At 45.4% G+C, this 22,306-nt stretch carries 16 protein-coding genes; 7 read left to right on the forward strand and 9 right to left on the reverse strand.

Translation table 11 applies throughout. The features are described 5' to 3' along the window. Nucleotides 1-101 precede the first annotated feature (101 nt). The 4 genes from SDE_RS13090 to SDE_RS13105 form a co-directional block, all read right to left on the reverse strand. A complete protein-coding gene (locus SDE_RS13090) occupies nt 102-3,074 on the reverse strand; it encodes a TonB-dependent receptor (protein ID WP_049762643.1) in 2,973 nt (990 codons plus the stop codon). Between the two features lie 121 nt (nt 3,075-3,195). Further along, entirely contained in the window at nt 3,196-5,607 is a 2,412-nt protein-coding gene (locus SDE_RS13095) for a glycoside hydrolase family 95 protein (RefSeq protein WP_011468980.1), read from the reverse strand. Nucleotides 5,608-6,032: 425 nt separating this feature from the next. Further along, complete coding sequence (gene xylA, locus SDE_RS13100) at nt 6,033-7,364, reverse strand: xylose isomerase (RefSeq protein ID WP_011468981.1); 1,332 nt, start codon at nt 7,362-7,364, stop codon at nt 6,033-6,035. Between the two features lie 52 nt (nt 7,365-7,416). Further along, nucleotides 7,417-8,901, reverse strand: a complete 1,485-nt coding sequence (locus SDE_RS13105) for a xylulokinase (RefSeq protein ID WP_011468982.1) — start codon at nt 8,899-8,901, stop codon at nt 7,417-7,419. 352 nt (nt 8,902-9,253) lie between these two features. Here SDE_RS13105 and SDE_RS13115 point away from each other — a divergent pair, with 352 nt between their 5' ends. From SDE_RS13115 to SDE_RS13125, 3 genes are all read left to right on the forward strand, one after another. Then, entirely contained in the window at nt 9,254-9,991 is a 738-nt protein-coding gene (locus SDE_RS13115; protein ID WP_011468983.1) for an NUDIX hydrolase, read from the forward strand. A 141-nt stretch (nt 9,992-10,132) separates the two neighbouring features. Beyond that, complete coding sequence (gene dinB, locus SDE_RS13120; RefSeq protein WP_011468984.1) at nt 10,133-11,209, forward strand: DNA polymerase IV; 1,077 nt, start codon at nt 10,133-10,135, stop codon at nt 11,207-11,209. 321 nt (nt 11,210-11,530) lie between these two features. Continuing rightward, nucleotides 11,531-12,295, forward strand: coding sequence for a hypothetical protein (locus SDE_RS13125; RefSeq protein ID WP_011468985.1), 765 nt, complete (start codon nt 11,531-11,533; stop codon nt 12,293-12,295). A 64-nt stretch (nt 12,296-12,359) separates the two neighbouring features. Here the strand turns inward: SDE_RS13125 and SDE_RS13130 are convergent, their stop codons facing one another. The 3 genes from SDE_RS13130 to SDE_RS13140 form a co-directional block, all read right to left on the reverse strand. Beyond that, nucleotides 12,360-13,022 (reverse strand): hypothetical protein, encoded by a 663-nt coding sequence (locus tag SDE_RS13130; protein ID WP_041324689.1) that lies wholly within the window; start codon nt 13,020-13,022, stop codon nt 12,360-12,362. Then, a complete protein-coding gene (locus SDE_RS13135; protein ID WP_011468987.1) occupies nt 12,997-13,668 on the reverse strand; it encodes a flagellar brake protein in 672 nt (223 codons plus the stop codon). The genes SDE_RS13130 and SDE_RS13135 overlap by 26 nt, the downstream gene beginning before the upstream one ends. Before the next feature lie 155 nt (nt 13,669-13,823). Beyond that, nucleotides 13,824-14,516, reverse strand: coding sequence for a cyclic nucleotide-binding domain-containing protein (locus SDE_RS13140; protein WP_011468988.1), 693 nt, complete (start codon nt 14,514-14,516; stop codon nt 13,824-13,826). 590 nt (nt 14,517-15,106) lie between these two features. Between SDE_RS13140 and SDE_RS13145 the strand changes: the two genes are divergently transcribed. Beyond that, complete coding sequence (locus SDE_RS13145; RefSeq protein ID WP_011468989.1) at nt 15,107-16,342, forward strand: TonB family protein; 1,236 nt, start codon at nt 15,107-15,109, stop codon at nt 16,340-16,342. Nucleotides 16,343-16,407: 65 nt separating this feature from the next. On the opposite strand, the gene SDE_RS13150 is transcribed toward SDE_RS13145, so the two are convergent. After that, a complete protein-coding gene (locus SDE_RS13150) occupies nt 16,408-16,968 on the reverse strand; it encodes a hypothetical protein (protein ID WP_011468990.1) in 561 nt (186 codons plus the stop codon). A gap of 133 nt (nt 16,969-17,101) precedes the next feature. Between SDE_RS13150 and SDE_RS13155 the strand changes: the two genes are divergently transcribed. The 3 genes from SDE_RS13155 (at nt 17,102) to sthA (ending at nt 21,115) form a co-directional block, all read left to right on the forward strand. Continuing rightward, nucleotides 17,102-18,574, forward strand: coding sequence for a protein adenylyltransferase SelO (locus SDE_RS13155; RefSeq protein ID WP_011468991.1), 1,473 nt, complete (start codon nt 17,102-17,104; stop codon nt 18,572-18,574). A gap of 265 nt (nt 18,575-18,839) precedes the next feature. Next, nucleotides 18,840-19,721, forward strand: a complete 882-nt coding sequence (locus tag SDE_RS13160) for an HDOD domain-containing protein (RefSeq protein WP_011468992.1) — start codon at nt 18,840-18,842, stop codon at nt 19,719-19,721. After that, nucleotides 19,718-21,115, forward strand: a complete 1,398-nt coding sequence (gene sthA / locus SDE_RS13165; protein WP_011468993.1) for a Si-specific NAD(P)(+) transhydrogenase — start codon at nt 19,718-19,720, stop codon at nt 21,113-21,115. The genes SDE_RS13160 and sthA overlap by 4 nt, the downstream gene beginning before the upstream one ends. A 56-nt stretch (nt 21,116-21,171) precedes the next feature. Here sthA and SDE_RS13170 read toward each other — a convergent pair whose 3' ends face one another. Beyond that, nucleotides 21,172-22,257 carry an AI-2E family transporter gene (locus SDE_RS13170; RefSeq protein WP_011468994.1) on the reverse strand — a complete coding sequence of 362 codons (1,086 nt, stop codon included), beginning with the start codon at nt 22,255-22,257 and terminating at the stop codon, nt 21,172-21,174. Between the last annotated feature and the right edge of the window lie 49 nt (nt 22,258-22,306).

A 22,306-nucleotide genomic window follows, 5' to 3' on the forward strand; every position in this document is an offset into this window, starting at 1 on the left:
CGCTAAACAACAGCAAACTTAGATATACCTGCGGTAACGAACTAAATCGCTAAGTAATATGCTGCCCCGCAGGCAAAGCAAACATTACAAATTAGTCCAAATTAAAAAGTTACGCGCAAAGCTAGGCCATACCGTACATCCTGCGAATAAACGTAAGCAGTGTGATCGCCAGCGCCGTTTTGTCGCATTACACCCTCGGTATTTGCTTTACCAATGTTTGAAGCTTCAAAATTAACAGAAATATTATCGTTAAAGTTGTACCCCAAACTTAAGTCAAGCTGGCCGTAATCTTTGTTGTAAATAGGCAAGCCCCAGGTAATACCGTTGTCGGTGCCATTCCATCCATTCGGCGCAACCGCTACTAAGTATTCACTGCGCCAGTTGTATGCCAAGCGGCTATAGAACCCTTCGATGTCGTACATCAACACAAAGTTGTAGGAGTTTTCTGATAACCCCGCCAGCGGAATGTCATTAAATGCTGAGCCGTCGGTATCGACACTTCCCAAACCTTCAGCTATATCTTCTTGGCTATCGATATAGGTGTAGTTTGCGGCTAAACCAAGACCATCGAACGGCTTGGGCAATTCATCAAAGAATTTGGTTACGCCAACTTCAGCCCCTTTAATTTTGCCCGAGCCGATATTAGCTGCACCCGAGGTTGCAATGTTTGTGTAACCGCCAAAGCTTGGAATATTGCCATCTGGCACATCGCGGAAGTAATTACTAATATTTTTGCGGAACAAATTAAGGTGAGCCATTCCGCCGTTTTCATCAAAATACCATTCAAGGCTAAGATCATTTTGGTTTGATTCCATTGGCACCAAGTTGGGGTTGCCGTCGGCCGACAAACTAAAACGCACAAGAGATGGATCAAATTCGTCTGCCAATACTTCCGACTGGCCTTGAGCCCAGTCTGCACTCAAATTCATTACCGCTTTTAAGCGATTAAACTCTGGCCGCCAAATGGTTTTTGCTGCAGCGAAACGCAAAATAACTTCATCGGTAAGCTTCCAGCGCACATTCAAATTAGGAAGCACATGGGTATAGTCATTTTTTGCATCGTAGGGAAGATCATCAGCCGCAAATGGGGTAATTGTTACATCGTTGCCCTCACCATCCACTTCGCCGGTTTTTACTTCAAACGAATTAGGGAAGCGAATATAACCATCGGCCACGTTTTCGGTTTTAACAACACGCACACCTATGTTGCCGTCAACCACATCGTCGAAGTTGAAATTAGCCATGGCATAAATAGCCGATGTTTTTTCATTTTGCGTGTTGCTGTTATCTACATTGGTAAAATCAAACACACTAAAATCGTTAGAGCAGCAACCGTTTGGCGTAATTGCATCTATGGCTGCGGTTGTGGCTTCCATGTCTTGCAATAAGGAGTGATCAATTAAGTAAGCTGAACTGGGCACTGCAGTACCACCGCGTTGAAAATTATCAAACTCGATGTATTTAACAAAGTTTTCGTTCTGTAAACGCGGAAAATCATCTGTGTGGTTAAATGGACGCCAATCTTCGGAGCCTATTTGCCAAGGCTGGTAACGCGCTGACCAGTTGTAATCGCCACCGGCGTTGTAGGCAGATTTATCCGTAAAGCGCACACCCGCTTTAACAGAACTAACGATTGAATCTTCAAAGTCGTATTCCGCATCAATACGCAACGCCTTAGATTTAGCTTCGTTTTTCTTGCGCATAACCATAGATTGACCATGCGAATAATTATTCAAGTTATCTAAAAAGCCGCCCGCTGTTATTGAGGGAGTGCCATTCAAACCACTCACCGTAATTTCATCTGGGAAGGTAATTAAGCCTAATGTGTTGTCATCAACGTCGGCCGTTGAATCAACCATTTGCAAGCTTGAAGATATTTTTAATCGGTCTGATACCTGCCACATAGCCGCCAAAGAGTGATCTGTGGTGGTTGCATCACTTGCGGAATAACGGCTACTGGTACCAAAAGGTACACCAAATGTATTATCGGTAGTGAAATCTGTGCTACCGAAATTATTGTGCGCAGTGGTGATGGTGCCGCTTACTAACGAACCACCATCATCAAACACCCACGGCTGCGCGCCTTCGGATGTTGACTGTGATGTTAAGAACAAGTTTGAATCTGCACCCGAGTCAATAAAAAAGGCGTTTTCGTCCCACCGACTTTTATGCGTGCTTGTAAACCCGGTATAGGTAAATTCTACATCGGCATTTGGCGCCCACTGAACAGCCACATATGCACCGGTGCGTTTTCTTTCGTAGTCGTTTCTACGCCAATCCACACCTTTAGGTACGTACACTGTATCAAAGCCATCCACGTCTAAGTCTGTTCGCGGCAAAAATGCTCTGGTGTAAATATTGTCTGCGCGGCTCGCCAACTTGGAGGAAGATACGTCCACCAAAAAACCTATTTCACCAGCATCGGTATCCCAGCGGTTACTATACAAAGCAGAATATTCGGGGTTCGCTTCGTCGATTAAATCGCCGTAGTTACCTTTTAATGTGGCACTAATAAGTTGACCATCTGAATCGAAAGGCAAGCGTGTACGCAAATTCACTACACCACCTAAGCCGCCTTCAATCATATCTGCCGATGGGCTTTTATATACATCCACACCACTCATTAACTCTGCGGGAACATCATCAAAACTAAGACCCCGACCACCATCAGCAGAGAATATTTCTCTGCCGTTTAATTCACCGCGAACCTGCGACATACCGCGCACTAAGACACCAGAGCCTTCGCCAGCAAAATGCTCTGGGTCACCAAGGTCTTCGTAACGGGAAACACTAATGCCCGGTATACGCGCCAGTGCTTCGGTTACACTGCGATCTGGTAGCTTGCCTATATCTTCCGCTACGATTGAATCTACAACTACATTCGAATCGCGTTTAATTTGTTGCGCACTCAAAATACTTTGGCGCATACCGGTAACAATTACCTCTTCTAACTCTTTTGTTTCTTGTTCTTGCGCATGAACAGGGTTAACCACCCCCATTACACACATAGCTAGTAACGATGCAGATGTTGTGATGCGGCCAGATAAGGCCAATATACTTTTTTTATTTTCCACTGTGGTGTTCCTCTATTTATTATTGATTGTGTTGTTATTGTAAGTAGTACCTACCAGCTCCCCCGCTGGCTGCGTCCATGATTTAGAGCATCCTCTAGCACCCGTGCTCTACGAGAAAAATTTATTTATTCGAGCAAGTTACGCGATACAGCTGGCCACGCGTTGCGGAAAACACCACCGCTGTGTTGGCTATACTCACCGTCACTTTATTTTTATTGCTACCTTGCGGCTTAACTGTCGGGCTAGTGCACGAATTTGGTAGAGCTAAATTTATAGGCTGTGACTTACCCGCTACAAGAGTGGCATCAATAAGTTTGCTATTGGCCCAGCGCATACTTACCTGTACATCGCCTCGCGCTCGCAGGCCGGTAACAGCACCCGTTTGCCATTGCTTTGGCAAAGCAGGTAAAAGTGTTATTTGACCGGTGTGGGATTGAATTAACATTTCTGCCATGCCGGCCGTAGCGCCGAAGTTGCCATCAATTTGAAACGGCGGATGGGTGTCCCATAAATTTGGTAAGGTGCTGCCCATAAGCTGGCCGGCAAGTAATTTATGTGCGCGGTCGCCATCAAGTAAGCGCGCCCAAAAATTCACTTTCCACGCTCGACTCCAACCCGTACCTTCATCGCCACGGGCGTTCAAACTTACTTTGGCGGCTTCAGCAAAAGCCGGGGTAGCTTGCACAGAAATTTGATCGCCAGGGTGCAGTGCAAAAAGATGGGATATATGACGATGTTTATTGGTTTTATCGTCTATGTCTTGCTGCCATTCCTGCAATTGCCCCCACGAACCAATGCGCGTACCTGGGTCCAATTTAGCTAGTTTTGCTTGTATAAGTTTTTTGAATTCCGCATCGCCAACAAGGTTCGCCGCCTCGACAACATTGGTAAACAAATCAAACACTATTTGTTGCGACATAGCCGCACCACTTACAAACGGCCCCTGCTCTGGGCTAAAGCTTGGCGACACCACAAGCAAGCCTGTATTGGGGTCGGCCACAAGTACATCTACCCAAAACAACGCTGCCTCTTTCATTACTGGGTATGCGCGCTCTTTTAAAAATGTGTTGTCTTGGTAAAACTGGTAATGCTCAAAATAGTGTTGCGCCAACCATGCAGCCGCTTCGGGTTGCCAAAATGCGGTGGGCCATTCGATTAAGCCGGTATAACCAAAAATATTGGTATTAAGGAACAGCGTCCAACCGCGTGCGCCAAACACTTTTTGCGCACTTTGCTTGCCGGGCTCTACGAGTGAATCTATAAAGTCGAAAAACGGCAGCGCTGTCTCGCCCAAGTTGGTTACTTGCGCGGGCCAGTAGTTCATTTGTAAGTTGATATTGACGTGATAGTCGGCATTCCAAGGAGGAGTTGCGGAGTTATTCCATACGCCCTGCAAATTTGCAGGTAGAGACCCATTACGTGAAGATGCAATTAGCAAATAGCGACCAAATTGAAAGTACAACTGCTCTAATGCGCGTTCAGGCGCACTGCCCTCACCTTTATATTGCTTAAGTAACTCGGGAGTGGGCTTTGCCAGTAAATAGGATTCCGCGTTTTCAATTAATGATAGCTCTACACGCCCAAACAGCGCTGTGTAATCAGTAAGATGCTCTGCCAACAGGGCGCTGTACTCGGACGCTTTAATTTTTTCTAAGTTTTTATCTAGTGTTTTTACAGGAAGCCTCCCCCGATAATGCGGGTAGGCTTGGGCATAATTAGTGCCAGCCACAATAGAAATAACTGCACTGTTGGCGCGGCTTACTTGTATACGGCCAGTTTTTTCATTTTCTGTTAGCTCCCCACCATCAACAACTATTTGCACCTTGCCAATATATTGCAGGTTGTTATCAAATAGCTTGCCGCTAAAAGTGAGCACGCCCCTTTTAACTTGAGTTTCTATTGTGCGATTTGGGTGTACGCGCACTCCTAAGTCAAAGCTAATACTTTGTTTATTAGATGCAGAAAGTTTTACTATTGCAGCTTGCTGAGGATAACTAACAAAATATTCACGCTTGTAGTGCGTATTGTTGCGTGTGTAGGCAACCGTTGCGACGCCTTGGGTTAAATCTAAACTGCGTACGTAATTAGAAACCGCCCCAGTTTGATCGTTGTATTGAATATCTAGCTCACCAAAACTTTGGTAGTGGCCATAGCCATGCATGTTTTGGCCTAGCTTATCCGCAGCGGTTTGCGGGTCTATTCCATTATGCAAGGTAATTTGCTGCCTTACATGCGCTACATCTTGCTTTATAGAATCGGTAGGCAAACCAAAATTGTAACCTTTCGCGCCTGGGCCACCTGTCCATAAGGTTTTTTCGTTTAATTGCAATGTTTCGCGCGCAACCTCCCCCGTTACAACAATGCCCATTGCACCATTGCCCATTGGTAGGCCTTCGCTTTCCCAATCTAAAGCAGGCGCACCAAACCAAATAGGCAAGCTTTTAGCCGCAACAGTACTAGCGCATACAACGGCAGTAAGCACTGCAGCTGCAAAAGTGAAAGCGGTTTTTAGTACTCCACAACGCTTATACATGACGCTTAGTCCATATTATTAGTTTTGTTGCTTGGAATGCCTTTTAGCCATGCTAACACAGGCGTTTTATATTCTAAACACCGATTCAAAAAGAAGGGTAGAGCCTCTCTCACCCCCTTATTGTCATATAAACCATATAAATCAATTATGGCACACATTTATTTATAGATAAACCACTGCGCCACATATAAAACCACGCTTACACTATATTTTTCTCGTCTAAAAAACGCCATGCATATAGCGCAAACAGTTAGTTCATAAACGAATTCAAACCGGAGAGATAACTAGCAGTATGTAACGCGAGCGACGAGCGGCTGTTGTGCATTTCGAAGAGAAGTTAGGGGGGGAGGAACCAAAGAAGTCATCGCCCATAAAAAAAGCCCCTTTAAAAGGGGCTTAAGCACGGACTAACAATAAAAATAAACTTAACGAATATATTGGTTAATAATGTTCTCGTAGTACTCCTGCTTACCACTGGTTAATGCAGGCTCACCAATCGCGTTACCTATTTCGGCTAGGGCAGCTAAATCTAGAGCGCCCGTTTCAAATTGTTTACCAGCGCCGCTATCAAAAGAAGCATAACGTTCTTTGCGCATACTTTCGATTTTGCTTTCACTAATAATTCTGTCTGCAATAATTAGTGCGCGCGCGAAAGTATCCATACCGCCTATATGGCCGTGGAAGGTATCCTCTAGGTCGGTAGAATTACGACGGCGCTTAGCATCAAAGTTTACTCCACCACCTTGGAACCCTCCTGCACGCAGCACTACCATCATCATTTCAACGGTTTCGTTAATGTTGTAAGGGAACTGGTCGGTATCCCAAGCATTTTGATAATCACCGCGGTTTGCATCAATGCTACCTAGCATGCCCGCATTAGCCGCTACGGTCATTTCGTGATCCATAGTATGGTTAGCAAGTGTGGCGTGGTTTGTTTCTATATTTAATTTAAAGTCTTTATCCAAACCGTGATGACGCAAGAAACCAATTACGGTTTCACTGTCAAAATCGTACTGATGCTTGGAAGGCTCCATTGGTTTAGGCTCGATAAAGAAATTACCGGTAAAACCTTGGCCACGAGCGTAATCTCTGGCCATAGTTAAAAAGCGAGCCAAATGCTCTTGCTCTCTGCCCATATCGGTATTTAAAAGGCTCATGTAGCCTTCACGGCCACCCCAAAAAACATAGTTCTCACCATCTAGCGCAATGGTTGCATCAAGTGCATCTTTTAACTGCGCGCCAGCATAAGCAACAACGTTAAAATCTGGGTTTGTAGATGCACCATTCATATAACGTGGGTTGGAAAATAAGTTAGCGGTGCCCCAAAGCAACTTAACGCCAGAAGCCGCTTGCTTCTCTTTTGCGTATTCAACAATCGTTTGTACACGGCGTTGAGTTTCTTGGCGACTCGCGCCCTCTTCAACTAAATCGATATCGTGGAAACAGTAATAAGGCGCGCCCAACTTGGTGATAAATTCAAATGCCGCATCCATTTTTAAACGCGCGCGCGCGTCTGCGGTGTCGGCCTTGTTCCACGGGAATTGCAATGGGCCAGGGCCAAATGGATCAGCACCTGTGCCGCAGAACGTGTGCCAGTAACATACAGAGAACTTAAAGTGCTCTTTTAATGTTTTGCCGGCAACTACACGGTTCTCATCGTAATATTTAAATGCAAATGGGTTGTCGGAATCTGGGCCTTCAAATTCAATTTTGCCCACACCGGGGAAGTATTCTTTATCGCCAAGTACTACGCTCATCGCTTGTATCCTCGTTATTGTATTGCCTAAGTTCTGTTAGTAATCGCCCTTACTAAAGGGCTAATTTGTTCTTCCAAGACGTGTATGCATCTTGATATTGCTGCGCAGTAGTTTGATCTGGCTCTATTACGCTTAATTTTTCTAAACAGCTAAATGCTTCTTCGCGCGAGGTGTAATACCCACTCGCCCAACCTGCACCGCGGGCCGCACCCTCTGCGCCATTGGTGTCGTATAGCTCTACGGGTGTACCCGTTGCATTCACAAATGCAGCACTAAATACGGGGCTTAAAAACATGTTAGCCTTGCCTGCGCGAATAACATGCGCGGCCACCCCCATGTTGTTAATCATTTCTGTGCCCATTGCCATGGCAAAGGCCACACCTTCTTGCACGCCGCGTGAAATGTGCGACAAACCGTGACGATTTAAGTCTAAGCCTGATATTTCCGCCTGCAGCAATTTATTACCAAACATTCGCTCGCCACCATTACCAAACGGATGCACTACTAAGCCTTCGCTACCGATGGGAGCTTTGTTTGCCACATCACTCATACTTGCGTAACTAATATCGCTGCCGGCTTCTACAAACAAATTGCGCAACCAGCTATTCATGCGCCCCGCACCATTTATACATGCCAGTAAGCCAACTGTAGGTGATTGCGGCTGATGGTTTACGTGTAAAAAACTATTAATACGTTGCTGCCTATCAGAAATGTTTTTATCTGTAACCGCATAAACCACACCCGAGGTACCCGCAGTGGTGGCAAATTCGCCGCTCTCAAGCACATTTAAACTGAAAGCATTGTTGGGCTGGTCGCCGGCGCGATAGGTAAGTTTTGCTGCGGGGTTAATACCCAAGGCGTTAGCCACCTCACTCGATACCTGCCCTGCCTCGCCGAAATTAGGTTTAATAGCAGGAATAAGGTTAGGGTTTACACCTAAACGGTCAAATACATCTACCGCCGCAGATTGATTTTGGAAGTTCCACATTACACCTTCAGATAAACCACTAGGTGTTGTTGTGGCTTCGCCTGTTAAACGCATTGCGATGTAATCGCCAGGCAACATAATTTTATCAATTTTCGCGAAAACCTCTGGGCGGTTTTCAGCCAGCCACTTTAATTTGGCAAAGGTGAAATTACCGGGCGAGTTAAGCAGGTTGCTCATGCACCACTGTTCACCCAATTCGGCATATGCAGCAGCACCAGTTTGCGCGGCGCGACTATCGCACCAAATAATAGAAGGGTGTAAAACCTCGCCTTGCTTATCTACAACCACCAAGCCGTGCATTTGGTATGAAATACCTATGGCACTTATACGCTCACCGGCACCTGGGTTTTGCGCAATAAGCTGTTTGATACCGGCGACGGTAGCATCCCACCACATGGTAGGCGCTTGTTCTGCCCAACCTGTCTGAGGCGCATCGATTTTAAATTCCTGCTCTGGCTGTTGAACTGCGCCTAAACAGCGGCCAGTTTCACCATCGAGCAGTGCAACTTTTACCGAAGAACTACCTATATCGAGCCCTAAAAATATCATTTACCCTGCTCCAATTCGTGTTTAGCTAGGTTTTTGGCCGCGCTTAGCGCTGTGTAACAAACTAACTCTAGCTGACTATGGCTCATAGTATACTCTTATTGTATGTTTGACCACAAGCCACAGAAAGCTATTTTTTATGCACTTATTAACCTGCCTATAACCCTGTTTAACACGCACTATTACGGCCAAAACAAGCCCCGCACTAGCGTTGACGCGGATTGCGAAGGTATACTCGCAGCCTTTGGCGCATTAAGAGGTGTGTGGTACTTCTGCTGCATTTATTAATAGGTGTAGCTATACCTCCAACCCATCGCCCGTTTTCTATTAAAAAAACAAAGAAGGCTTCCAGTCAATGAGTGAAAACCTAGATAAAGCACCCAGCAAAGAAAGCTATTACCAACCCTCATGCAGCTCTAGCAATGTTATTAAAGAAGTGTCCATCGACTGTGTGGTTTTTGGCTTGAATAATGGCGAGTTAGAGGTGTTGGTTGTTCGCCACGGCGAAGGTATTAGCAAAGGTGGCTGGGCACTGCCGGGTGGGTTTATTTTAGTCGATGAAGACCTAGATGCAGCGGCATCTCGCCTCCTTAAAGATTTAACCGGCTTAGATAATATTTACCTAGAGCAACTGCAAGCCTTTGGTGGTGTAGACCGCTTCCCCGGGGAGCGCGTGGTTACTATCGCCTACTATGCATTGGTGCGTGCAGAAGATTACAATTTGATTGCCGGTTTTACCGCATCGCACGTTGAATGGCAGAAAGTTAGCCAGCGCGAACACCTTATATACGACCATGACGAAATTTTAGAATTTGGCTTGGGCCGCTTAAAACATAAAGTTCAACACGAGCCTATAGGTTTTAACCTTTTACCAGAAAAATTTACTCTTCTACAACTGCAAGAATTGTACGAAGCCATATTGGACGTAAAACTCGATAAACCCAACTTCCGCAGAAAAATGACCAAAATGGGCTTATTAGTACCCTGTAATGAAAAACAAAAAGATGTACCGCACCGAGCCGCCGCACTGTACCGTTTTGATAAAGAAATATACGAGCAACTCACTAAACAAGGCTTTTCTTTCGAAGTGTAGGCCGTAACTAATACTATTTAGCATTTAGGGCGTTTGGCCTAATACTCAAACGCCCTACTCACCTCTCCCGTCTTTTCGATCTTACCGCCTGTGTTAAAAGGCTTCTAGCTACAAGTTATACAGAAAACCGACGGACACCCCATGTCACGAAAAATCATTCACTGCGATGCCGATTGTTTTTTTGCTGCGATAGAAATGCGCGACGACCCGAGTTTAATGGGTCGCCCAATAGCGGTGGGTGGCCGCAGCGACCGCCGTGGAGTAATTTCGACCTGTAATTACGAAGCCAGAGAATATGGCGTGCGCTCTGCGATGGCATCTGCACATGCGTTAAGACTGTGCCCCGATTTAATTATATTGCCGCACAATATGGAGAAGTACCGCCTTGCCTCAATGCAAATGCGTGAAATATTTTATGACTATACCGATTTAGTCGAGCCTTTATCCCTTGACGAAGCCTTCTTAGATGTTTCTGGCTGCAGTAAACACTATGGCAGCGCAACACTAATAGCGAAAGAAATAAAACAGCGTATTCATAAAGACGTAGGCATAACGGTATCTGCTGGCGCGGCAAACTGTAAGTTTTTAGCCAAAATAGCAAGCGATATAAATAAACCCAATGGCCTAACCGTTATTCCGCCCGAAAAAACCGAAGAATTTGTACTCACGCTACCGGTAAGTAAAATATTTGGCGTTGGCAAGGTAACCCAACAAAAAATGGCCAAACTGGGGCTATACACCTGTAGAGATCTAAAAAATAAAAGCCAAATAGAGCTTAGCGAGCATTTTGGAAGCTTTGGTCAACGGTTATTTGAGCTGTGCCGAGGGATAGATAAACGCGAGGTAAAGCCTTCGCGGTCACGAAAATCCCTAAGTGTTGAACACACCTTCCCAAACGACCTAGAAAATATTGAGCAATGCATTGAAAGCCTACCCCCGCTATTTGTTGAACTTAAAAGCAGGCTAAATAAGCTAAGCGACCGCTACAAAGTGGTAAAAGCCTTCACAAAAATCAAATTTAATGACTTTTCTACCACCACAATAGAACGAGTAGGCACGAGCGCGCGTATTTCTGATTATACGCAACTGTTAAAAGAAGGATTTGAACGAGGGAAAAAACCTGTTCGACTGATAGGAATGGGCGTTCGTATTTTAGATTTAAATGACGAAGAAGGAGCGTTACAACTAGACTTATTTAAACATCCGGCCGACCAATAAGTAACTTAAAACCTTTCACAAACAATAATTAGAAGAATAAACAGCACTTAAAAATACAACTATCACTTCTCGTAACGGGGCTATTTTTAGGTAAAAACACAATCCAACCTCTTACTTTTTAATTTTAAAACCTAAAAACTACAGCCAAATAAAAGCCGTTAACACCTTTAACTTTGCCCACAACCATTAAAAACGAATAAAAAAGCGTTTATTTTCATATATTTTCACAAATTTTCTGGTATATGCTTGAAATTTTTCCTACATTTCGTATGGTACCGTCGTTTTGAATAGTTCAACCAATAACTCCTTGAGGCAATAATCATGGCAGCTAAAAAAGCAAAAGCAACAGACCCAGTAGCAGCATTGGAATCTCAACTAGCGCAGCTAACCGATCAACTTACCAAAGCTCGTGCAGCGAAAAATAAAAGTTTAGAGGCCGAGCTCGCAAAGGCCACTAAAGCGGCAGCCGCTGCTGCTAAAAAAGCAGCTTCTGCAAAAGCTAAATTAAATGCAGTTCGCGCCAAGAAGAAAACTCCAGCACAAGCTAAGCAAGTGCAAGCCGCTAAAAAAGCTGCAGATACTGAAGCCGCAGCTCTAAAGGCAGCTAAAACTGTATTAGCCGACGCAAAAGCAGCAGTAACAGCAGCTAAGGCAGAAGCCAAACGTGCAGCAGCCGTAGCCAAGGTTATAGCTAAAGAAGAAGCAGCATTAGCCAAAGCAGAAGCCAAAAAAGCAAAAGCTGCAGCAGCTAAAGAAAAAGCAGCAGCGAAAAAAGCCGCCGCGAAAGAGAAATTGGCAGCTAAAAAGGCAGGAGCGAAAGCTAAAGTAGCAGCCAAAAAGGCCGCAGCTAAAGAAAAAGCAGCAGCTAAAAAGGCAGCAGCGAAAGCCAAACTGGCAGCAAAAAAAGCGGCGGCAAAGCAAAAAGCAGCAGCGAAAAAAGCTACCGCCAAAAAGCCTGCAGTTAAAAAAGTAGCTAAACCTGCCGCTGCTAAAAAAGCACCTGTAAAGAAAGCAGCAGCCAAGAAAGCACCGGCAAAGAAGGCAGCACCAGCTAAGCGTCGTGGTCGCCCAGCCAAAAAAGCTTAATTAGTAGAAGCTAGATATGGCGGTGCCTTTGCACCGCTAATCGCCCTGCCAGTCGGCCAAAAGATTAGTCTTTAGCTGTATTCGCGGGGCGTTTTTTTATCCGTAATTTTGGGGGGGCAATACCATCTGCAGAGCAGTAAGCCCTGTATTGAAGAGGTTTACCATCGGGATTAGTAGCGTCAAAGTCTAGCGCGAATAACGCCACATCATCTTCAACGCTCTCGGGTTCTATAAAGCCTTCGTAATACCAGTGTAGGCCTGTCATAAACTCTGCGTCCGCCTTTAGCGCTTGGTCGCACAGTTTAAATAAACGTTTTTTATTCGCTTCGCGCTCTTCGACGAGTCGTTTTTCTTCTGCTATACGCTGCTGCTCAAGCTCTTCGGGCGTAAGCACGACCTCTACAGGTATAATGGTTGTGAGCGTTTCCATTGTCAGCCCATCTACCATTTCGTTATAGGTAAGCCCTGAATCTTGCTTACATAAAATTCTAAATATAGGGTGGTCAGGTTTACTTTGCTCACGATCTATTGTGCCCTGCAGCACTTTAGTACACCTATCTAAAGATTCAGCAGCTTGTGCGGCTCGCTTTAATGGCAAATACAGGCCTTGGTATTTCACAGGCAGCCACAACCTATTTTCTTCCACAGCCCAACTGCTTGGCGAAATAAAAGCCATTAGTAGAGCGCTGGAAGTAATATAACTAACGAACGGTTTGCGATTTACCATAAGCGATTGCACTAAAAATAAACCCAAAAAGTACGATTAACTTTTCTTCGTCTTCTTCATGAAACTCCACGCCATAGGTAACCACTTCACCGGTAATTTCTGGTTTAGAGCGGATAATTGCTTCTACATTTACTTTGCGTCGAATTTCGCCAACTTCAAACTTACCTTTTAACTCAATGAGCTCGCCGGCCTCTCCCACATCATCAAACACATTAATGCGAGCACCAGTGGTACTAATATCCGTTATTTTGCCCACCACACCTCGCACGCCTTGGCGAGATTTATTGGACACCAAAATGGGTAAGGCAACATCCACTCGCGTGGCATTGCGAACAAGCTTAAATTGAATAGCTTTGGGGAAGTCGAGGTACACCATAAAAACAGGTACATCGCCCACGAATAAAACTGTAGTTGGAAACAATGCAACCCCATTGGATGACATCACCCGAATTGCAACTTTTTGCCCCTCTTTCACAATAGGAAACTCCCCCGAAGGTGGAGCTGTAATCATAACGGCTTCACCGGGCAGGCACCCTACAAGCATGCAGTCAAACCGCTCCTTTGAGTTGGGACTAGGATGAATTTGAATTATCTGCCCAATACTAAGGTTAAGGTCTTCGAAATTGAGACTACTTTGGTTAGTCATAGAACCCTATTTGTTTTTTAATCTTTAATGGTGCGGGTTCTGAGAATAAAGCGGACACTTGCTAAACCAGATCTCGCAATCTCTTTTTAGCATAGCAAACAATGTGATTATTAGTAGGAGATAGGCGGCCGGTAGAGCCGCCAAAAGACCGAGCCTTACCCTAAAGCGGCCAGAGAACTGTAGTCGAGCGACACAGAAGGCTTAATGGCCAAACGATCAAACTCTGTATTCCAATTAACCAGCAAGCGCGCCAGTGCACGCGCCTGCTGATCTAAAGCTTCGAGCTCATCCATGCAGTCCTTTTGCCCCATATACAGCTTTACTTTGCGATGGCTTGTAGAAAACGGCTGGTCGGGGTAAGACATGCGGTACACCTCTAACTTCCAACGCAGGTTGTGCACCATGTTGCGGAAGTATTCTAGCTTAGTTGCCAGCGATACCTTGCGCGTGTCCTTCAGCTCGCCGAACACCTGAAAATCTGTGCCAAACACTAGCACTCGCTTACTATTTGTATCGGCAACCACCGTTGCTGTACGCTCGTAATCCATAAGTGCTGCTAAGTCGCCAAACACCTCGCCAGGCGTTATATAGTTCACCACTTTGGCTGTTTCATTAGGCTTGCCAACCAACACTGCCAATTGGCCCTTTAATAAAAAGTAAAGCCACTGGTCTTTATGGCCCTGCTCTAACAATACCTCCCCTGGGCGGTACTCTATAATTTTCGAGTAATTCATCAGTAAATCGTACTGCCACTGATCACGCTGTTTTATGGCCTTATAAAACGGTACTGCTGAGAGCAGTGTGTCGAGTGATTCCCGCGGATAACGATTTAAAGGGTGGATCTCCATAGGACTAAAACCTTATTAGAATGTGTAATACGTTTGCCATTAAGCAACGAGTCTTTTGACTATGGGTTGTGTGCACTTTTAATAGTCATGCTGAGTTTGCTTGCAATCACTCAACATGCACCTTTGCTAAAGCCCTACTCGTATATTTATCCACGACCTTAGGCAGCTATCACAAGTGAAATCATAGCCCATATTCCAACCCTAAAACCTTTTTCTAGCCTAGCTTTAACCTCTTTCCCCAAAACTGGTACAGGCGTCACGCAACAAGCATGATCCACTTCATATGGCGCCGTATTCATTATTTATTTTGAGCTCCACTTTCATCCCTTATACTCTCTTGTTACAAAAAACGGGAAGTTGATACTTTTCTTTATCTGTACGTTCCAAGTGTTTGGAAAATAAGGTAGAGTTAGGTCACAGGATAGCTATTTGATGGTTGAAAAATGCTAAGAATTCCATCAGCAGCTAATATTATTCTGGGTTGGACTGCCCAATCGCATTAAGCCTAAGTTTCTATTTATTATTTAGGCTTCAGAAAGACCATCGTTTCCTCTATTTTGTAAGGAACAACAGAAACTTACGAGACTCTCATGCAGAAACTGAAAATCATCATTTCGGCACTAGTTGTAACTATAACTTATACCCTGTTAACCCCTGCTAGCTTTGCTGCACCGTTATTAAATGGTGTTGCCACTCAATCAGAGCTAGGTAAAGAGCAGTTTATAGCCGGCCTTTTTACGTCAACCCTGGCCTCAGAAGCAAAAGATGTTTTGGTAGCGCAAGAAGACAAGCGCATGCAAATTCGCGTAACTGCAGACCGTCTTTCCACACGACGTTTTAAGCGTTTATGGATTGAAGGTATGGCAATTAACGCAAGCTCTTCGGAGTTGCAAAAGCATGCACAGCATATGGCTGATTTTAGTAACATGCTTAAAATTAAGCTCATGGCAGGTGATATTTTCACCATCGATCGCACTGGCAGTACCGTTTTAATTTCATTAAATGGCGCGCAGCTTGGTCAAATTCCAGATCCAGCATTCTTTGACTTGCTGTTGCGTACTTGGATAGGCCCAGTCCCATTATCTTCCGACTTCAAACAAAACATGCTTGTGGCCGGTAACGTAAACTCTGGCTTGATTACCCGCTTCGAAAGCACGCGTCCTAGCGATGAACGCATTGCAGCAGTAGAAGACGCTGTTAAAGCACGAGCAAAACAAGCAGAAGCCCAAGAAGACGATTCAACACCGAAAGTGGCAGTTGCTAAAACAGATATTAAACCCAAAATTGAAGCCCCTGTGGCAATTGCCCCACCGCCCAAAATTGCCGCCCCTTCTGGCGCTCTAGGCGAAAGCAAAACGGTTTCAACCCCTAAACCAGAGCCAGCTAAACCTAAGCCACAAGAGCCTGAGCCGGCCCCTAAAGTGGAAGAAAAGCCTAAGATTGCTGCTATTACACCTCCACCACCAGAAACTCTGCTGGATGAAGAAAGCCTTGAGGACGAAGAAGACGATTTAGATTTCACCGCGGAAAGCTTACTTAGCCAACAGCTATACATTGCAAAGCTAAAGCGCTGGTCTTCATCTAAGCTTAAATACCCATCGCGCGCAGCTAGCCGTGGCCACGAAGGCAACGTGCGCTTAAGCATCGTAATCGATCGCTCTGGTAAGGTTAAAAAAGTAGAAGTGATTGAAGCCGCCGAATACAGCAGCTTGACGAAAGAAGCGCAAAACGCAGTAGAGCGCGCTAACCCTTTCCCACCAATGCCCGAAGATGTAAAAGGTGATACTTTCTTATTCACCTTACCCGTAGTTTTCCAACTACAGTAAAAAACATTCTTCATAAAAAAGGGCCTATATTTAGGCCCTTTTTAGTTTTAAACAACGCAGTTTATTTATTGGCGAGCGGCGAGCTCTTTTAGTCGGTCTAAAATAACTCTTTGAATATCCGCTACTTCCATTGCGGATAAACGCGGCAAATAAGACAGCTGCAACATATGTAAGTGTAAGCAGGGTGTATCTTGATTTAGCTCGCGCAAATCTCCTTTCATGAGTACCGGTAGAAACGGTTTATCTGCTGGACGTTTTTGGTTAATCAGCCGCAGCCCAACTTCTAATGGCACTCTTCTATATTTAGATGATTCTCCCCGCAGAGGTAGCACCATATTTAAGCGCCCCAACTGATCTTTTGGATCGGCGGGTACAATAAACAGGCCTGTGGGCCTTACAGCATCTTCATATATACCGTGAAACGTGTCGTGATGGGCGTAGGGGTTGGGAAGGATAACAAGTTTACGATCTTCCTCCTTTGGGAAAAAAATATTGTAATTGGTATACAACTGCTCAACAGAACCAGAAAAAACACAGAGTTTATTCTCGAACCCCATGACGAACTTCTGTGCTTGTTTACGCTTGTTGAACTTATCTAAGTCCCAAACGAGATCTTTATTGTCCATATTCGATCGGACACCCCATAGCTCTTTGCTGTAATATTACGTCGTAATATAGATATTAAACCAATTTTAGGCGCCGCGTTGGCTCCATTACACTTTCTTCTCGATTTTCTGCCTCAATAGTGCCCTAAAACCTATGCTAGAACATCTAAAATTCGATAACTCCTTCGATAAACTAGGCTCAGATTTCGCTACCCGCGTTAACCCAAGGCCATTGGTTAACCCTAAGCTTGTTTGTGTAGACTCAAAAACCTGCGAACTATTGGGTATAAGCAAAGACAGCGTCAGCAGCGAAAACGGGGTTAATATGTTTTCGGGCAATAGGGTTCCCCCACAATTCGCTCCGCTGGCGATGGTTTATGCCGGCCATCAATTTGGTGGGTATTCCTCGCAACTTGGGGATGGTAGGGGCTTATTACTTGGTGAACTAAATACCCATTCAGGTAAGTATGACCTTCACCTAAAAGGAGCCGGCAAAACCCCGTATTCTCGCTTTGGTGATGGCTATGCCGTGCTGCGCTCGTGTATTCGCGAATACCTCGCTGGTATCGCTATGCGTGGCCTAGGCATTCCAACTAGCCATGCGTTATGTGTCGTACGCGGCGACAACGCCGTTACCCGCGAGACTATCGAACCCGCAGCTACACTTACCCGAGTAGCACGCAGCCATATTAGGTTTGGCTCGTTCGAGTACTTCTATTACACACAACAGCATACGCAATTAGAACAACTAGCAGACTATGCTGTTGAGCAATATATCCCCGAATACGTTGATAAAGATGGCCGTTTTAACGCCCTGTTGCATTACACCACCGAGCAAACAGCAAAATTGATAGCCGCGTGGCAAGCGGTGGGCTTTTGCCATGGCGTGATGAACACCGACAACATGTCTATCATTGGGGAAACCTTAGATTACGGCCCCTATGGCTTTATGGAAGCGTATAACCCAACTCACATCTGTAACCATTCCGACACCTATGGGCGCTACGCTTACGATCAACAACCAAGTATTGGTTTATGGAATTTAAATGCTCTTGCGGCCGCACTAAGCCCACTTATAGATCGAGATCAAGCGCGCGCGAGCTTAGAATCTTACGAAGGAATACTAACCAAAGAATACAACAGCCGAATGACCAAGAAACTGGGGTTTTTATCTGCGAAGCAAGGCGACGCCAAGCTAATCAACACTATGTTTATCCAGCTAGAGCAACTCCAATTAGATTACACTTTATTCTTTAGGCTGCTAGCCCTAGCCAAAGCGGATGACCTTCAATCTTCGTTTATACAACCGCTACTTGGTTGCGACAACATAGCGAAAGGCGAACAGTTGGCTGCGTGGGCGGCTGAATATTTAACTCGGCGGCAGCTGGAGGATGTGCCTCAAGCAACTATCACCGCAGACATGAACCACCACAACCCGATTTACTGCTTACGCAATTATTTTGCGCAACAGGCTATTGATGAAGCTTATCAACAGGGTACCTACAGCACGTTAGAAAAGCTCGCAGCGGTGTTAGCCGCCCCTTTTACCTCTCACCCCAACGCTAGCGAGTTTGAAACCCCTCCTCCAAGTGAGCTAGCAAATATAGCCGTAAGTTGCTCATCATAAACACACCCAACTAGTGCCATTGCGGCCCTATAGAATACGCCCTCGCACCCACCTTTCAAGCGCTGTCGTTAATGGCTTGGGAGGCATCACTGTCACTAAAAACGCCAGCCAACGCACAAATCCATAGCAAATACCGCCAGTAAGTCGCGAATCTCACAGCACGTGCTAAATTTAATGTAGGAGAGGCTTAACGTGTGCCCACTCCACAGTCTCTTTGGCTATCACTAAAAAATGAATGTTGGTGTAGCTTTATGCCGTACCAACAATGAGTATGCTGACTATGATTCCACAGCAAAAACTGTCTGACGCCCTCCCACCTGTTGCCCGCGAGTTAGGGGAACAGGTGAAGAAAGGAGAGGTGGTAGTACCGCTGCTTCCCAAAGTAGCCAACCGCGTTATCTCGCTAACACAAACAGAAGATTCAAATGCAGCTGAATTGGCATCGTTAATTCAAAGCGACCAAACCCTTGCCGGCCACGTAATTCGAGTAGCCAACTCGGCAGCATACAGCCCCGTTAGCAGCATTGTTTCACTGCAACAGGCTATCACCCGCTTAGGTATGGCAACCATTGCAGAAATCGCCCTCGCAGCCACCGTAAACGCATCGTTATTCAATGCCCCAGGTTTTGAAGCCTTAATTCAGCAGCGCCTCCGTCACTCACTGGCATCGGGGCTATGGGCCAAAGAAGTAGCCCGAGCCTGTCGCAGAAACGTAGAAGCCGCCTTTTTAGGCGGGCTACTACAAGATATAGGGCGACCGGTAACTATTCAGGCGGCCTCCGAAATAGCCGCAAAGCTAGGGAGTTTTATTCCACCAGAAGGCATGGCCCTGCTAGAAAAAACATTCTGTCGCAGAATGAGCATTACCGTGGTTAACAAATGGGAAATGCCAGATTCTGTACAGCAAGTGGTTAAGTATTTTGACGATTACCAGCCTCCGCACTCGGCAAAAAATCAAACTGTGGTAGCCGTTGGCGGTGTAGTAATTGCCAATTATTTTCAGGAAAACCAAAGCGGGAGCGCCAATCTTGATACCTTGGTAGCGCACCCTATATTCAGCGAGCTTAATTTATATAGAGATGAAATTGAGCAAGTGGTAGCCCGTGCAGACAAAGTAAATGCCACCCTCGAGGCAATGCAACTATGATAGAAAGCCAATATGATTTGGTGGTTATAGGCAGCGGGCCTGCGGGCCAAAAAGCAGCTATACAAGCAGCCAAGGCCGGCAAAAGCGTGGCATTAATAGAACAAACCCGAGAACTCGGCGGTTCGTGCGTACACAGGGGGACCATCCCCTCCAAAACCCTAAAAGAAAATGCGCTGCGCGTAAAAAACATGCGCTCCAATGCAGAATTATCACACTTTCAATTACGCGAAGACGTAGAGCTTGCCACGTTAATTGACAGGCTTAACGAGGTACTCGCCGAGCACGACAGCTATATGCGCAGGCAGCTCGAACGCAATGAGATAACGCTCATTCACGGTCGCGCTAAATTTCTATCTCCCAACCAATTGGAAGTGACGAAACTACAACAAGAAGCAGAATGCATAAGCGCTGCCAACATTATTATTGCCAGTGGTTCACACCCTCGCCAACCACCTAACATACATATTGATCACGAATACATTTTCGATAGCGACTCTATTCTAAGCATGATGTACTTACCCAAAAGCTTAACGGTATTAGGCGGCGGTGTTATTGCGAGTGAATATGCATCTATATTTCAAGCGCTTGGCGTAAAAGTAACAATGATAGATCGCTACCCCCGCCCTCTCGGCTTTTTAGACGATGATCTCACGGATGTTTTTATTCAAGCGTTCGAGCAAATGGGCGGTACTTGGGTAGGCAACACCGTGGTTGAAGAGTGTCACTGGAATAACGTAGACAGCGTAGAAACTGTTTGCGCTGACGGAAACATTTATAAAAGCGAGAAACTTCTGTGCGCTGCTGGCCGTTTAGCAAATGTTAAAGATTTACACATTGAACAAGCAGGTTTAGCGCTAAACGACGCAGGTTTAATTAGCGTAGATGGTCAATTGCGCACGAGTGTGCCGCATATTTTTGCTGCTGGCGATGTGATTGGCCCCCCTTCTCTCGCATCGGCCTCTATGGAACAAGGGCGCAGAGCAAGCTGTAACGCACTAGATATATCCGTTGGCAAAATGCATTCGATGATTCCAACCGGCATATATTCCATACCAGAGCTTTCATCGGTAGGCCTAAGTGAAACTCAAGCCAGAAAAACACACGGCGATGTGCTGGTAGGCAAAGCCAAGTTTGACGAAATTGCCCGCGGACAAATCTCCGGCGTACAAAACGGCATGCTAAAAATTGTGTGCGATGCACAAGGCGAAAAAGTGTTAGGGGTAATGATTGTTGGCGAAGGCGCTACAGAGCTTGTTCACGTAGGGCAAATGGCACTGCTGCACGAAGCAGACGTAGACTTATTTGTAGATTGTATATTTAACTTCCCAACCCTAGCGGAAGCCTATCGCGTTGCAGCGCTTCAAATTATTGGTCAGCGTAACGCCAAACGTTAAAACCTAAAATACGCCACCGAATAATCTACGTTAGTTTAACTTCGGTGGCATGCTCATTATTTATCCTTTGAAAACCCAATTGGCAATATAGATTCTCCATCGTCTACCACCCTATCGGATAAACCACTGCCCGAACCTAACATCACACCCAACCAACGAGTATCTTCAAAGCTTTCTAAGGCAATTTTAACGGTCATGGTTAACGGTATTGAAAGCAACATGCCAATTGGCCCAAGCACCCATCCCCAAAACACTAACGATAAAAATACTACCAGCGCAGATAAATCTAACCCCTTACCCATCACTCGCGGCTCTATTACATTACCTACAACAAAATTCACAGCAAGGTAAGCTGCGCCCACTAACAACGCATCACCTACCCCAAGCTGTACAAGTGCAAGTAGCACAGCGGGTACAGCGGCCAAAATGGAGCCAAACGTAGGCACGTAATTAAGTAAAAATGCCAGCAAGCCCCACAACACGAAATATTCTAATTTCATAAACCACAACCAGCACATAATAATAAGGCCGGTTAGCGCACTCATGGTGGTTTTAATTGCTACGTATTGGTTAACACCCGAGGTGAATTTCTCTATAGCGGCAAGTGTTTTTTCTGGCGTTTTAAACGAGTATTTTATTTTGTCTCTAAACCCCACTTCTTCTGCGAGAATAAAAACCACAAGCAACAAAATTAAAAACGCGTTGGTCATCATATTGCCAAACTGCGCCAAGGTGTTGCCAGCTAGCGATAACGCCGCCGATGGGTTAAAGCTTTCTCGCAAATGGCCAAGCTCTACATCTATACCCAAAGCTTGTAGCTGTACAAAAAAGTCTGCCGTGAGCACGGTTAAGCGTTGTTGATAACCAGGTAAATCTTGACGGAAATCAGCAATCGAGGCACCAACAATTACCCCAATAAGAATGCCGCCAATCACAATACTGCAAATAACCAACAGCATAGCAATACTCGACGGCACGCCTTTGCGCTGCATCCAAATAAGCGGCGGGGTTGCTATTACGGCAATAAATAAAGATAAAAGAAACGGGACAAGTATAGATTCTGCAGCGCGCATACCGGCAACAACAATAACAAACGTAGCCGCCACGAGTAAAAACCGAGCGATTGGTGATTGAACTTCCATTTATTCCCCCAATTAGCTAACAGTAGCTAATATTTCAAAAATTGATTTA

The sequence above is a fragment of the Saccharophagus degradans 2-40 genome (genome assembly GCF_000013665.1).
GTDB lineage: Bacteria > Pseudomonadota > Gammaproteobacteria > Pseudomonadales > Cellvibrionaceae > Saccharophagus > Saccharophagus degradans.